The 13,279-nt window shown below is 53.5% G+C and carries 13 protein-coding genes; 3 read left to right on the forward strand and 10 right to left on the reverse strand.

The genetic code is table 11. The annotated features are described in order from the left end of the window. Window positions 1-6: 6 nt before the first annotated feature. Window positions 7-621, reverse strand: a complete 615-nt coding sequence (locus HV311_RS24425) for an IMPACT family protein (protein WP_047358737.1) — start codon at window positions 619-621, stop codon at window positions 7-9. Continuing rightward, the gene (pepQ, locus tag HV311_RS24430; RefSeq protein WP_016155150.1) at window positions 621-1,952 is read right to left on the reverse strand and encodes a Xaa-Pro dipeptidase; all 1,332 of its coding nucleotides are present in this window, start codon (window positions 1,950-1,952) and stop codon (window positions 621-623) included. The genes HV311_RS24425 and pepQ overlap by 1 nt, the downstream gene beginning before the upstream one ends. 189 nt (window positions 1,953-2,141) lie before the next feature. Here pepQ and fadB point away from each other — a divergent pair, with 189 nt between their 5' ends. Both fadB and fadA read left to right on the forward strand, forming a co-directional pair. Next, window positions 2,142-4,331: a fatty acid oxidation complex subunit alpha FadB gene (gene fadB / locus HV311_RS24435; protein WP_191220558.1), complete on the forward strand. Its 2,190-nt coding sequence runs from the start codon at window positions 2,142-2,144 to the stop codon at window positions 4,329-4,331. A 9-nt stretch (window positions 4,332-4,340) separates the two neighbouring features. Next, the gene (gene fadA, locus HV311_RS24440) at window positions 4,341-5,504 is read left to right on the forward strand and encodes an acetyl-CoA C-acyltransferase FadA (RefSeq protein WP_016155148.1); all 1,164 of its coding nucleotides are present in this window, start codon (window positions 4,341-4,343) and stop codon (window positions 5,502-5,504) included. Between the two features lie 213 nt (window positions 5,505-5,717). On the opposite strand, the gene HV311_RS24445 is transcribed toward fadA, so the two are convergent. The 4 genes from HV311_RS24445 to ubiD form a co-directional block, all read right to left on the reverse strand. Next, complete coding sequence (locus HV311_RS24445) at window positions 5,718-6,698, reverse strand: LacI family DNA-binding transcriptional regulator (RefSeq protein WP_016155147.1); 981 nt, start codon at window positions 6,696-6,698, stop codon at window positions 5,718-5,720. Window positions 6,699-6,705: 7 nt separating this feature from the next. Continuing rightward, window positions 6,706-7,620 carry an ROK family protein gene (locus tag HV311_RS24450; RefSeq protein WP_191220559.1) on the reverse strand — a complete coding sequence of 305 codons (915 nt, stop codon included), beginning with the start codon at window positions 7,618-7,620 and terminating at the stop codon, window positions 6,706-6,708. Window positions 7,621-7,853: 233 nt separating this feature from the next. Then, window positions 7,854-8,555, reverse strand: coding sequence for an NAD(P)H-flavin reductase (gene fre, locus HV311_RS24455; RefSeq protein ID WP_191220560.1), 702 nt, complete (start codon window positions 8,553-8,555; stop codon window positions 7,854-7,856). Between the two features lie 40 nt (window positions 8,556-8,595). Continuing rightward, a complete protein-coding gene (gene ubiD / locus HV311_RS24460; RefSeq protein WP_016155145.1) occupies window positions 8,596-10,089 on the reverse strand; it encodes a 4-hydroxy-3-polyprenylbenzoate decarboxylase in 1,494 nt (497 codons plus the stop codon). Between the two features lie 204 nt (window positions 10,090-10,293). On the opposite strand from ubiD, the gene rfaH reads away from it, so the two are divergent. Further along, window positions 10,294-10,782 carry a transcription/translation regulatory transformer protein RfaH gene (gene rfaH, locus HV311_RS24465; RefSeq protein WP_047358740.1) on the forward strand — a complete coding sequence of 163 codons (489 nt, stop codon included), beginning with the start codon at window positions 10,294-10,296 and terminating at the stop codon, window positions 10,780-10,782. Window positions 10,783-10,787: 5 nt separating this feature from the next. Here the strand turns inward: rfaH and tatD are convergent, their stop codons facing one another. The 4 genes from tatD to tatA are packed head-to-tail and all read right to left on the reverse strand — an operon-like array spanning window position 10,788 to window position 13,212. After that, window positions 10,788-11,570 carry a 3'-5' ssDNA/RNA exonuclease TatD gene (gene tatD, locus HV311_RS24470; RefSeq protein ID WP_191220561.1) on the reverse strand — a complete coding sequence of 261 codons (783 nt, stop codon included), beginning with the start codon at window positions 11,568-11,570 and terminating at the stop codon, window positions 10,788-10,790. Between the two features lie 41 nt (window positions 11,571-11,611). After that, complete coding sequence (gene tatC / locus HV311_RS24475) at window positions 11,612-12,403, reverse strand: Sec-independent protein translocase subunit TatC (RefSeq protein WP_016155142.1); 792 nt, start codon at window positions 12,401-12,403, stop codon at window positions 11,612-11,614. A gap of 2 nt (window positions 12,404-12,405) precedes the next feature. Further along, complete coding sequence (tatB, locus tag HV311_RS24480; protein ID WP_016155141.1) at window positions 12,406-12,954, reverse strand: Sec-independent protein translocase protein TatB; 549 nt, start codon at window positions 12,952-12,954, stop codon at window positions 12,406-12,408. Window positions 12,955-12,957: 3 nt separating this feature from the next. Further along, complete coding sequence (gene tatA / locus HV311_RS24485) at window positions 12,958-13,212, reverse strand: Sec-independent protein translocase subunit TatA (protein ID WP_003017888.1); 255 nt, start codon at window positions 13,210-13,212, stop codon at window positions 12,958-12,960. Window positions 13,213-13,279: the final 67 nt, after the last annotated feature.

Below are 13,279 nucleotides of genomic sequence, written 5' to 3' on the forward strand. Positions count from 1 at the left end.
TGGGGATTATTCTTCAATCGCTAACAATTGCAATGAACCACGACTAAAATCCGCCAGTTTTGCCGAAAATTCATCCACTTTGGCATAAGGAAGCGCCACCCTGAGCCGAACAAAAGCCTGGTAATCACTGGCAACAACTTTACCGTCAAACTGCCCCAGCAAAGCTTCAATGCCTGCCAGCTGACCGTACTCACACTGCAAAGTATATTCGGTTAATGGCGTCTTGCGCTGCGTCGTTAACTGACGCAACGCCTGATTCACGCCGCCACCGTAGGCTTTCACTAGCCCACCCGTACCCAGAAGGATACCGCCGTAGTAGCGCACCACCACCGCGGTAATCTCACCGATGCCACTCCCCATCAGCTGCGCGAGCATCGGTTTGCCTGCCGTACCAGCCGGTTCGCCATCGTCTGAAAATCCCAGCTGCTGCGAGTCATTGGGCGCGCCCGCCACCCACGCCACACAGTGGTGGCGGGCGTCCGGGTGTTCCATTTTGACTGACTCAACAAACGCTTTCGCCGCGTCTACGCCGTCCGTATGGGCGAGCAGCGTAATGAAGCGGCTTTTTTTGATCTCTTCAACGACGCTTACCGGCGCCGCAGGGATTAACCAACTGTCCATTACGCCAGTTTTAAATCCCGTGTCATGTTTTCGATATTGTTCTCGTGGACCACCACGTTATCTTCAATACGAATACCGCCGAACGGTTTCAGGGCTTCAATTTTCTGCCAGTTGAAGTGTTTGCTGAACTGCCCTTCACGCCACGGCGCCAACAGCGATTCAATGAAGTAGATGCCCGGTTCGATGGTCAGGACCATGCCCGGTTGCAGCACGCGGGTGCAACGCAGGTAAGGATACTTCGACGGCGCGGCCAGATGCGTACCGCTGTCATCCTGCATAAAGCCAGCGACATCGTGTACCTGCAGGCCCAGCGGGTGACCAATGCCATGCGGCATAAACGGCCCGGTAAGATCGTTTTCCACCATCGCCTCTTCACTCATATCGGTGATGATTTGATGCTTACGCAGCAGCTTCGCGATGCGCTGATGGAACTGAATGTGATAATCCACGTAGCTGGTGCCCGCTTTCATAGTGGCAATCAGCGCCAGTTGCTCGTCATTCACATCCTTCACCAGATGCGCATAGTCGTTGTCGCTTTTCGCCGACCACGTACGCGTCAGGTCTGCTGCATAGCCGTTGTATTCCGCACCGGCGTCCAGCAGGAAACTGCGGATTTCAGACGGAGCCTGATGATCCAGCCTGGTGTAATGCAGAACCGAAGCATGCTCGTTAAGCGCCACGATGTTGCTGTACGGCACGTCGGTGTCGCGATGACCGGTAGCAGTCAGGTAAGCGAGGTTGATGTCAAACTCGCTCATCCCGGAACGGAACGCTTCTTCCGCGGCACGGTGTCCATTCACCGCCATTTTCTGTGCTTCGCGCATACAGGCCAGTTCGTAATCTGTTTTGTAAGCACGATAATAATGCAGGTAGTCAATAACCCCTTTCGGGTTGATATTGCTGGCCGCGATATCCAGTTGCAGCGCGCGTTCCGGAACCGGACCGATGTAACCGATATTGCCGCGAGCAGCAGGCAGTTGGCTACCGATACCATCAGCTTTTGGCAGCGCGATGATCTCAATTTCTTCCGTCCAGAAAGAGGTCGGCAGCGGCTCAACGTTGTGCCAGTAATCGACCGGCAGGTAGAACCACAATTTCGGCTTATTCACGCCATCCACCAGCAACCAGCAGTTAGGAACCTGCGTTACAGGCACCCAGGCTTTGAATTGCGGATTGACCTTAAACGGATAGGGATGATCGTCGAGAAAGACGTTAACAAGTTCTCCTGAGTGAATAAGTAACGCATCCAGCTTGAAGCGCTCCAGCGCGTCGCGCGTCCGTTCTTGTAGGGTAACGATATGATTTTTATAGAGTGCGGCCAGTGATTCCATTTTCTATCCTTCTGTTTTTTTGACCTCAAGTGTCCGCATCTTAGCACATCGTTTTGTGAGTGCGTGATTTCTACCGAGCGTGATCAAATCGTCATTTCTTTAATCATTCATTTGCATTTTATTAACATAAAACACACACTTCGATTCATCTGGTATGACCAGATCACCTTGCGGATTCAGGAGACTGACATGCTTTACAAAGGCGACACCCTGTACCTCGACTGGCTGGAAGATGGCATCGCCGAACTGGTGTTCGATGCCCCAGGTTCAGTCAATAAACTCGACACGGCCACCGTTGCCAGCCTGGGCCATGCGCTTGACGTGCTGGAAAAACAACCGAATTTAAAAGGGCTGCTGCTGCGTTCTAACAAAGCAGCCTTTATTGTTGGTGCCGACATCACCGAATTCCTTTCACTGTTCCTCGTGCCTGAAGAGCAACTGAGCCAGTGGCTGCATTTTGCCAACAGCGTGTTTAATCGCCTGGAAGATCTGCCTGTTCCGACTCTCTCAGCGGTTAACGGCTATGCGCTGGGCGGTGGCTGCGAGTGTGTCCTGGCGACCGATTATCGTCTGGCTACGCCGGACCTGCGCATCGGCCTGCCAGAAACCAAGCTGGGCATTATGCCAGGCTTTGGCGGCTCCGTGCGTATGCCACGTATGCTGGGTGCGGACAGCGCGCTGGAAATTATTGCTGCGGGTAAAGATGTGGGTGCTGAGCAGGCGCTAAAAATCGGTCTGGTCGATGGCGTAGTGAAGCAAGACAAACTGCTTGATGGCGCGATCGCGGTATTACGTCAGGCGATTAACGGCGACCTCGACTGGAAAGCCAAACGTCAGCCGAAGCTGGAACCGTTGAAACTCAGCAAAATTGAAGCGGCAATGAGCTTTACCATCGCCAAAGGTATGGTGGCGCAGACGGCAGGTAAGCATTATCCCGCACCGATTACCGCGGTAAAAACCATTGAAGCAGCGGCCCGTTTTGGCCGTGAAGAAGCGCTGAATCTGGAAAATAAAAGCTTTGTTCCACTGGCGCACACCAATGAAGCCCGCGCACTGGTTGGAATTTTCCTTAACGATCAGTTCGTGAAAGCCAAAGCCAAAAAGCTCACCAAAAATGTTGAAGCGCCAAAGCAAGCGGCTGTGCTGGGCGCAGGCATTATGGGCGGCGGCATCGCTTACCAGTCGGCCTGGAAAGGCGTGCCGGTTGTCATGAAAGATATCAACGACAAATCATTAACGCTGGGCATGACCGAAGCGGCCAAGCTACTGAACAAACAGCTGGAGCGCGGCAAAATTGACGGTCTGAAAATGGCGGGCGTTATTTCCACCATTCATCCCACCCTCGACTATAGCGGTTTCGAACGCGTGGACGTGGTAGTTGAAGCGGTCGTAGAAAACCCAAAAGTGAAAAAAGCGGTACTGGCGGAAACCGAAGATCAGGTTCGCCCGGACACCGTACTGGCTTCGAATACTTCCACCATCCCAATCAACGAACTGGCCAGCGCGCTTAAGCGTCCGGAAAACTTCTGTGGGATGCACTTCTTTAACCCGGTGCACCGTATGCCGCTGGTTGAGATCATTCGCGGCGAGAAAAGCTCGGATGAAACCATCGCTAAGGTTGTCGCCTGGGCAAGCCAGATGGGCAAAACGCCGATTGTGGTTAATGACTGCCCTGGTTTCTTCGTTAACCGCGTGCTGTTCCCCTATTTTGCCGGTTTCAGTCAGCTGCTGCGCGACGGGGCGGATTTCCGCAAAGTCGACAAAGTGATGGAAAAACAGTTTGGTTGGCCGATGGGCCCGGCTTATCTGCTGGACGTGGTAGGTATTGATACCGCGCACCACGCGCAGGCGGTGATGTCCGCAGGCTTCCCTCAGCGTATGCAGAAAGATTATCGCGATGCGATAGACGCCCTGTTTGATGCTAACCGTTTCGGGCAGAAAAACGGTCTCGGATTCTGGCGTTATAAAGAAGACAACAAGGGCAAACCGAAGAAAGAAGAAGATACCACCGTTGACGATCTGCTGGCAGAGGTCAGCCAGCCGAAACGCGACTTCAGCGATGAAGAGATTATCGCCCGCATGATGATCCCTATGGTCAACGAAGTAGTGCGTTGTCTGGAAGAAGGCATTATCGCCAGCCCGGCAGAAGCCGATATGGCGCTGGTGTATGGCCTGGGCTTCCCTCCGTTCCACGGCGGTGCGTTCCGCTGGCTGGATACGCTCGGCAGCGCGAAGTATCTCGATATGGCTCAGCAGTATCAGCACCTTGGTCCGCTGTATGAAGTTCCGGCCGGTCTGCGTGATAAAGCGCGCCATAACGAACCGTATTATCCCCAGGTTGAGCCAGCCCGCCCGGTTGGCAGCCTGAAAACGGCTTAAGGAGTCACAATGGAACAGGTTGTAATTGTTGATGCGATCCGTACCCCGATGGGCCGTTCGAAAGGGGGCGCGTTTCGGAACGTGCGGGCAGAAGATCTCTCTGCACATTTAATGCGTAGCCTGCTGGCGCGTAATCCGGCGCTGGAGCCAACCGCGCTTGATGACATTTACTGGGGCTGTGTGCAACAAACGCTGGAGCAGGGTTTCAATATCGCCCGTAATGCCGCGCTGCTAGCGGAAGTTCCGCACTCCGTTCCGGCCGTCACGGTCAATCGCCTGTGCGGTTCGTCCATGCAGGCGCTGCACGATGCGGCACGCATGATCATGACTGGTGATGCTCAGGCGTGCCTGATTGGCGGCGTTGAGCATATGGGCCATGTGCCAATGAGCCACGGCGTTGATTTCCACCCGGGTATGAGCCGCAACGTGGCGAAAGCCGCAGGGATGATGGGCCTGACCGCGGAAATGCTCTCCCGCATGCACGGCATCAGCCGTGAAATGCAGGACGCTTTCGCCGCACGTTCACACGCTCGCGCCTGGGCTGCAACACAGTCTGGCGCTTTTAAAAACGAAATCATCCCGACCGGCGGTCATGATGCCGACGGCGTGCTGAAGCAGTTTAACTACGATGAAGTGATCCGCCCGGAAACGACCGTTGAAGCGCTCTCCACCCTGCGCCCGGCGTTCGATCCGGTGAACGGAACGGTGACTGCCGGTACCTCCTCAGCGCTCTCCGACGGCGCAGCGGCGATGCTGGTAATGAGCGAAAGCCGCGCCCGTCAGCTGGGTCTGACGCCGCGTGCCCGTATTCGTTCGATGGCTGTTGTCGGCTGCGATCCGTCAATCATGGGTTACGGCCCGGTTCCGGCCTCAAAGCTGGCGCTGAAAAAAGCGGGGCTCTCCACCAGCGACATCGGCTTGTTTGAGATGAACGAAGCCTTTGCCGCTCAGATCTTGCCGTGTATTAAAGATCTGGGGCTGATGGAGCAGATCGATGAGAAGATCAACCTCAATGGCGGGGCGATCGCCTTGGGTCACCCGCTGGGCTGTTCTGGGGCGCGTATCAGCACCACCCTGCTCAACCTGATGGAACGCAAAGACGTGCAGTTTGGTCTGGCGACGATGTGTATCGGGTTAGGTCAGGGTATCGCAACGGTATTTGAGCGAGTTTAATCAAAGCATGCCGGGGGCGCTTCGCTTGCCCGGCCTACGAAATGTTATCTCAAAGCCATTGGTGCCAGAACAAGGCGGCAAGCGAATGAATCCCGATGAGCTTACGTATAGTAAGTGATTCGGGTGAATGAGCGAAGCCAACACAGTTATGGTGCCAATGGCGAAGAGAGAAAGTTTAGTTGCCGTTCTTCCCGCCTGTCAGGGGCGGGTTTTTTATTTCCCTGAACTACCACGCACCACTAACTGCACCGGCAGCAGCAGATTCTCTTCCTGATTTTCTTCCAGCAGTAAACGCAGCGCTTCACGCCCCAGCTGTTTTTTATCAACCGCAATGGTAGTCAGCGGCGGATGTGACCAGGCCGCAGCATCGATATCATCAAATCCCACCAGCGCAAGATCTTCCGGGATACGTATACCCTGCTGCGCACACACCTGCTGAACAACCATCGCTGCCGCGTCGTTATAGGCAAAAATGGCATCGGGCGGCTCTGGCAGTCTGAGTAGCTCATTAACCGCATCCACCAGAGATTGCTCGGTATCCAGCAGCGGCGGCGCAACGACGTCATACTCTGGCGGCATTAGCAAACGGGCTTCATACAATGCCTGACGGTAGCCCTTTTCACGCTGACGGATGCTGTAGTGCGCGAGCGTACTGGCAAGAAAAGCAATGCGGCTGCGGCCTTGCGCAATCAGATGTTGCGTGGCCAGATAGCCGCCCAGGGTATTGTCAGGATTCACGCAAGGCAGTCCAGGCGCCCAGAGATCCACCAGCACCAGCGGCAATTTCATCTGTTGTAGCAGCCCAAGCAACTCAGGTTCAAAAAATCCCGCGCAGATTAGCGCATCAGGCTGGTGCAGCATTACCTGCTCACTCACTGCATCGCCTGGACCTATAGAGAGAAAGCTCAGCGCAACCCCCTTTTCGCGACACAGATCTTCTATCCCCAGCAGCAGTTGAGAGTAAAACGGTAAAGCTCGGCTGATATTGTGCTGGCGATGCAGTAAAAACAGGACACGTTTGATTTTGTCTGCGCGCAGGCGTGAAAAATCATAACCCTGCTGCTGCGCCACTGAAATAATGCGCTGTCGGGTCTCTTCACGCAGCCCCGGTTGCCCTTTTAGCGCGCGGGAAACAGCGCCAACCGAGACGCCACAAGCGTCGGCAATGTCTCTGATACGTACAGGTTTCGTCATTTCACTCTCATGGATTTACTATGGCTTGTTGTGCCCCCAGCCAGGCTGCGCCGCGTACGCCGCTGCTGTCGCCGTGGCGGGCCTGAACGATCGGTGTGCGGCACTGTTTACCAAACACGTACTGCGCCACTCGCGCCTGTAAGCCTGAGTACAGTAAATTGATATTGGATACCCCGCCCCCCAGCACGATAACATCGGGATCGAGCATATTCACCACACTCGCCAACGCGCGAGCCAGTTGATCGCAATAGCGTTCCCACAACAAACAGGCGTCTGCATCACCCGATGCTACCCGTTGCATAATTTGTGGCACACCCATATGTTGCGCGGTGTGATTCATATACTGGCGCTCCAGGCCACTACCCGAAATAAAGCTCTCAATACAGTTCAACTGTCCGCAATAGCATGTCACTTCAGCCCCGTCCCGAGATCCGTGGTAGCGCGGCAAGGCATTATGCCCCCACTCTCCAGCACAGGCGTTAGGGCCGGAGATCAACCGGTTCTCGATGCATAGACCACCGCCGCATCCGGTACCGAGGATCACGCCAAATACCACGCTATGCCCACGCCCACTACCGTCCATCGCTTCTGACAGGGTAAAGCAGTTGGCATCATTGGTAACGGGCACTGGCATTCCTAATGCACGCTCGAGATCTTGCGCAAAGGCCTGCTGATTCAGCACCAGAATGTTGGAATTCTTAATCAAACCTTCGCTATCCACCGCACCTGGCACCCCGATGCCAACCGATAAAGGCTGATTAATGGCCTGCATAGCCCTGGCTATCATCTCCGTCACGGCCTGGAAAAAATCACCGTAACGCTGCTTTGGTGTCGCACATCGTTCGCGGTAAACAATTTCACCCGCGTTATCAATCACCACCGCTTCGATTTTAGTCCCGCCGATATCCAGTCCGAGCCTCATGGTTTTTCCTCGTTTGCATCTCACAATGTGATGCGGTTTAGCTTGCCTATTTTGTTTACTAAACACATGGAGAGCTGTCACAAAAACTCAATTTATGTTTGAGTGACGGACATATTATGTTTACTAAAAAATAATTATGATGAGAAAGAGAGGCAATGACGCCGGGCCTGCGCCCTGCTAGTTGGAAGACAGATGATTGATGGATGCGCCGGAAGGGCTCCGGCGCACAGCGCTTAAATGAACGCGAAAGCGTCGCCAAACAGGCGATCTTCACGCGCACTGCGTTCATTACAGAACAGATCGCGCGCGATTTTGGCCATTTCAAAACGACCGGCAATGTAGATATCGTGCTCAGCCAGGGTACCGTAATCCTGCAATACCGCCGGTAACACGGTTCCCGTACGACCACGCCAGCCGTCTTCTGGCTGTTCCACCACTGGCTCAACGCGCAGATTCGGGTGATTAACAGACAACGCTTCCAGTTCGGAGAGATCGTAGAGATGCTTCTCTTCGCGCCCACCCCAGTAAATGGTGATATCACGGTTTGGATTACGCGCCAGCGCAGTAAGCAGAATGGAACGCACGTAAGAGAACCCTGTACCACCGGCAATCAGGATCAGCGGGCGCTCGTCTTCATCACGCAGCCAGGCTTCGCCATGCGGAATGTCGACCTTGATTTCCCGGTCTTTCAGAATGCGGTCCATCACAGCCATGGCATAAAGATTTAGCTCAGAGGCGCCAACGTGCAGCTCAATGAATCCTTGCTCGTCCGGCGTGGATGCCATGGAGAACGGACGCTTATCCCTTTCGTCCATCACGACCATTAAATACTGGCCAGCACGAAAGGAAAACGCCGCGTCTGGCACTAAACGAACGCGATATACGGTATCAGTGATAGCTTCTACCGAGGTCACTTTACAGCTTAAGGTTGTCATGCGCTCTCTCTGTCGGATCAATAGGCAAAATGATCGCGCCTCAGGCGCTTTTGCCGTCATTAAAGATGGCCAGTTCATCCCAAATTGCGTCAATACGCGCAGTTACTTCAGGATCTTTTTTAATCGGGCGTCCCCATTCGCGTTGGGTTTCGCCCGGCCATTTATTTGTGGCATCCAGCCCCATTTTTGAACCCAGGCCGGAAACCGGCGAGGCAAAGTCCAGGTAATCAATTGGCGTATTCTCTACCAGTACCGTATCCCGAGCCGGGTCCATACGGGTAGTAATTGCCCAAATCACATCATTCCAGTCGCGTGCATTGACATCATCATCGCAGACAATAACAAATTTGGTGTACATAAACTGGCGCAAAAACGACCAAACACCCATCATGACGCGTTTGGCATGACCAGCGTACTGTTTTTTCATCGTCACCACGGCCAGACGATATGAACAGCCTTCCGGAGGCAGGTAAAAATCGACGATTTCCGGGAACTGCTTTTGCAGAATAGGAACGAAAACTTCGTTCAGCGCCACGCCAAGCACCGCGGGCTCATCAGGCGGACGTCCGGTATAAGTAGAGTGATAAATCGCCTCTTCACGCTGGGTAATGTGCGTGACGGTAAAGACCGGAAAGCTATCTACTTCGTTGTAGTAACCGGTATGATCGCCATACGGTCCTTCCGGGGCCAGCTCACCCGGTTCGATATACCCTTCCAGCACGATTTCAGCACTGGCGGGCACTTCCAGATCGTTGGAAATACATTTGACCACTTCGGTCTTGGTGCCACGTAACAGCCCGGCAAATGCGTACTCGGATAATGTATCAGGGACGGGCGTCACGGCCCCCAGAATGGTCGCAGGATCTGCCCCCAACGCCACCGAAACCGGGAAGCGTTCGCCAGGATGCGCCGCACACCACTCCTGGTAATCGAGTGCGCCGCCGCGGTGGGACAGCCAGCGCATAATGAGCTTGTTTTTGCCAATCAGCTGCTGGCGATAAATACCCAGATTCTGCCGCTCTTTATGTGGGCCACGCGTTACGGTTAGCCCCCAGGTAATCAGCGGTGCGGCATCTTCCGGCCAACAGGTCATAATCGGAATACGGTTTAAATCGACGTCATCACCGGAGTAGATTTTTTGCTGACAAGGCGCACCGCGCAACCGCTTAGTCGGCATGTTCAGCACCTGCTTAAACTGCGGCAGCTTATCAAACAGATCGCGGAATCCTTTCGGTGGCTCCGGCTCTTTCAAAAACGCCAACAGTTTACCGACTTCCCGTAGTGCCGAGACATCTTCCTGCCCCATCCCCATCGCAACACGCTTCGGTGTGCCAAACAGGTTACACAGCACCGGCATTGAATAGCCTTTAGGATTCTCAAACAGTAACGCAGGCCCGCCAGCACGCAGAGTGCGATCGGCAATTTCAGTAATTTCCAGGTGGGGATCCACCTCAAGCGAAATGCGTTTGAGCTCGCCCTGCTGTTCAAGCAGCGTCAGGAAGTCGCGTAAATCGTGATATTTCATGGCGTCCATTGTGGCCTCTTCGTAAGCGCTTCATTATACGGCGTTCATCATTGTGATGCTGTATTTTTGTTAAATTAGCGTGAACTCTGGCGATACATATAAGCCCTGGGAGTATATACCCGTTGGGTTTCAGCCTGCTTTGAGGCGGGTATAATTAACTTAACTCATGGCTTTTGCTATGCTAGCGCTCAGAACAAGCGAATAAGAGTTATTATGCAATCCTGGTATTTACTGTACTGCAAACGTGGGCAACTTCAGCGAGCCCAGGAACACCTGGAAAGACAGGCGGTGAACTGCCTGACGCCTATGATCACCCTGGAAAAAATGGTGCGCGGTAAACGTACCACAGTCAGTGAACCACTATTCCCTAATTACATGTTTGTCGAGTTCGACCCGGAAGTGATCCACACCACCACGATCAACGCCACACGTGGTGTCAGCCATTTCGTTCGTTTTGGAGCGACGCCTGCGACCGTCCCATCCCCCGTAATTCACCAGCTTTCTATCTACAAGCCTGAAGGTATTGTTGACCCGCAAACCCCTCAGCCAGGGGACAGCGTGATTATTACTGAAGGGGCGTTTGAGGGACTGAAAGCGATCTTCACTGAACCGGATGGCGAAGCGCGTTCCATGCTGCTGCTTAACCTCTTGAATAAAGAGATTAAGCAGAGCGTGAAAAATACCGGTTTTCGAAAAATATAAGTCGTTTAGAAGGTCACTTCGAACAGCGTTCTGACGTTGGTATCAATGGTTGCTGACAGCCATTGAGGATCTTCCCCACGCCAGTGAGCAATTCGCTCAAGAATATGCGGCAGGTGCGCCGGTTCATTGCGACGTGACGTCGGTTTAGGCGTTAAGTCGCGAGGGAGTAGATAAGGTGCATCGGTTTCTATCAGCAGTCTTTCCACCGGAATAAACGGCAGCAGCTCCCGCAGTTCCATCCCCCGGCGTTCATCACAGACCCACCCGGTGATACCGATATAAAGCCCTCGGTCCACGCAGTCCTGCATCTCCTGGCGCGAACCAGTGAAACAGTGCAGCACCGCGCCTGGGAGGCTGTCCAGCCACGGCTCCAGCAACGTCAGAAAACGCGCATGCGCATCCCGACAATGCATGAAAATCGGCATCTGCAGTTCAGCAGCAATGCGTAGTTGCGCTTCAAAAGCACGTTCCTGCTCCTGCGGCGTGGAGAAATTGCGATTGAAATCCAGGCCGCACTCACCAATAGCGACTACCTTCGACTGGTTTGCCAGCGTGATAATCTCGTCTTCCGTTGAGGATTGCCATTGGCTGCTGTCATGCGGGTGCACGCCAGCCGTGGACCAGCACTGCGGATAATGCTGCGCCAGCTTTAACGCCTGCTGGCTTTCGTGAAGGTTTGTGCCGGTCAGAAGCATACCGTTTACGCCCGCAGCAAAGGCGCGCGCCACGACCTCATCCCGGTCTTTCGCAAATTGTGAACTGGTTAAATTAACGCCAATATCAAACATGCTTCCTCCCATATGAAAACCGCCCTGACGGGCGGTTGAATTTATTCTTCAGTTTTCTCGGTGGCTTCGGCTTCTTTTGCTTCTTCAGCCTCGTTGTCCTCATCTCGCGTACGTCGCTTACCGACATAGAAACGAGAGAAGAAAACACCCACCTCGAACAGGCAGTACATCGGTATCGCCAACAACGTTTGCGAGAAGACGTCTGGCGGAGTCAGTAGCATCCCGACGACAAAAGCACCCACCACAACATAAGGACGTTTTTTGCGTAAATCATCTGGCGTCGTAATGCCCATCCAGCATAGCAGCACGATGGCGACAGGCACCTCAAAAGAGACACCGAAAGCCATAAATAGCGCCATTACAAAGCTGAGATAGCTGGCAATGTCCGTTGATACCTGCACGCCTTGCGGAGCCGTGTTGGCCAGAAAACCAAACGCTAACGGGAAGACAACAAAATAGGCGAATGCCATGCCGATGTAGAACAACAACGAACTGGAGACCAGCAGCGGAACAACCAGACGACGTTCATGTTTATACAACGCTGGCGCAATAAATGCCCACACCTGGTAGAGGATCACTGGCGCTGACAGGATCAGCGATACCATGAAGGTCAACTTGATTGGGGTAAAGAACGGCGAAGCCACATCGGTGGCGATCATCGTTGCACCCTGCGGCATCTGTTTAATCAACGGCGCCGCGACCATATGGTAAATGTCGTTGGCAAAGTAAACCAACGCCAGAAAGATCACGATTACCGCAATGATGCAGTTCAGGAGTCGCTTACGCAGCTCAATAAGATGCGTGATGAGCGGTTGGGTATCTTCTACAGCCATGTTTACGGTTTATCACTCGACGAGGGGGAGGATTCGGCAACAGGTGCGACAGCTTTCTTTTCTGCATCCATTAACGTAGCGGAAGTGTTTTCCGTTGGCTCTGGCGTTTTAGCACCCGTGGATTCCGGTTTTTGCTCCGGCGAACTGGCCTGGTTTTCAGCGGCAGCAGGGGTGACCCCTTCTCGCTGCGCTTCAGCTTCTTTCACCACCGGATTATGGATAGTGTGCGCTTCATCGCTCTCTTTCTCAGGATCGTGCACACTGTAAGAACGCTTCATCGACTCTGCCGCTTCACGCAGCTCATCCATTGAGGCTTTCAACTCCGGGGTCAGATTTGTCAGGCTCGCTTTCTCTACTTTCTTCAGGCTGTCCTGAAACTCCTGAAGCTTAAGCTCCTGGGTCAGTTCATTCTGAACAGTAGTTGCCAGGGAACGCAAAGCACGAACCCAGCCAGCAACCGTTTTTACCGCTACAGGTAAACGTTGCGGCCCCAGGACGATGAGGCCGATCACGAACACCAATAACAGTTCGCTAAAACCGATATCAAACACGGATTATACCTGCTCTTTATCTTGGCTTTTGGCGTCTTCTTTTTTCACTTCGCCCTGCTTATCGGTAATGGATTTAGCAGTAAAATCAGCGTCCTGGCTGGTTTTATCTTGCTTTGGCTCATCATCACCCATTGCTTTTTTGAAGCCTTTAATCGACGCGCCAAGATCGGAACCGATGGAGCCGAGTTTCTTGGTGCCAAATAGCAGTACAACGATGACGGCAATGATCAACAACTGCCAAATACTGATACCACCCATACATGTTCCTCTGTCATAGATGATGAATTAATAAGGCCGTAGTATACGTTACACGACCTGCCTAGGG

Origin of the sequence: Citrobacter sp. RHBSTW-00881, assembly GCF_013728515.1 — a bacterium.
GTDB classification, from domain to species: domain Bacteria; phylum Pseudomonadota; class Gammaproteobacteria; order Enterobacterales; family Enterobacteriaceae; genus Citrobacter; species Citrobacter braakii.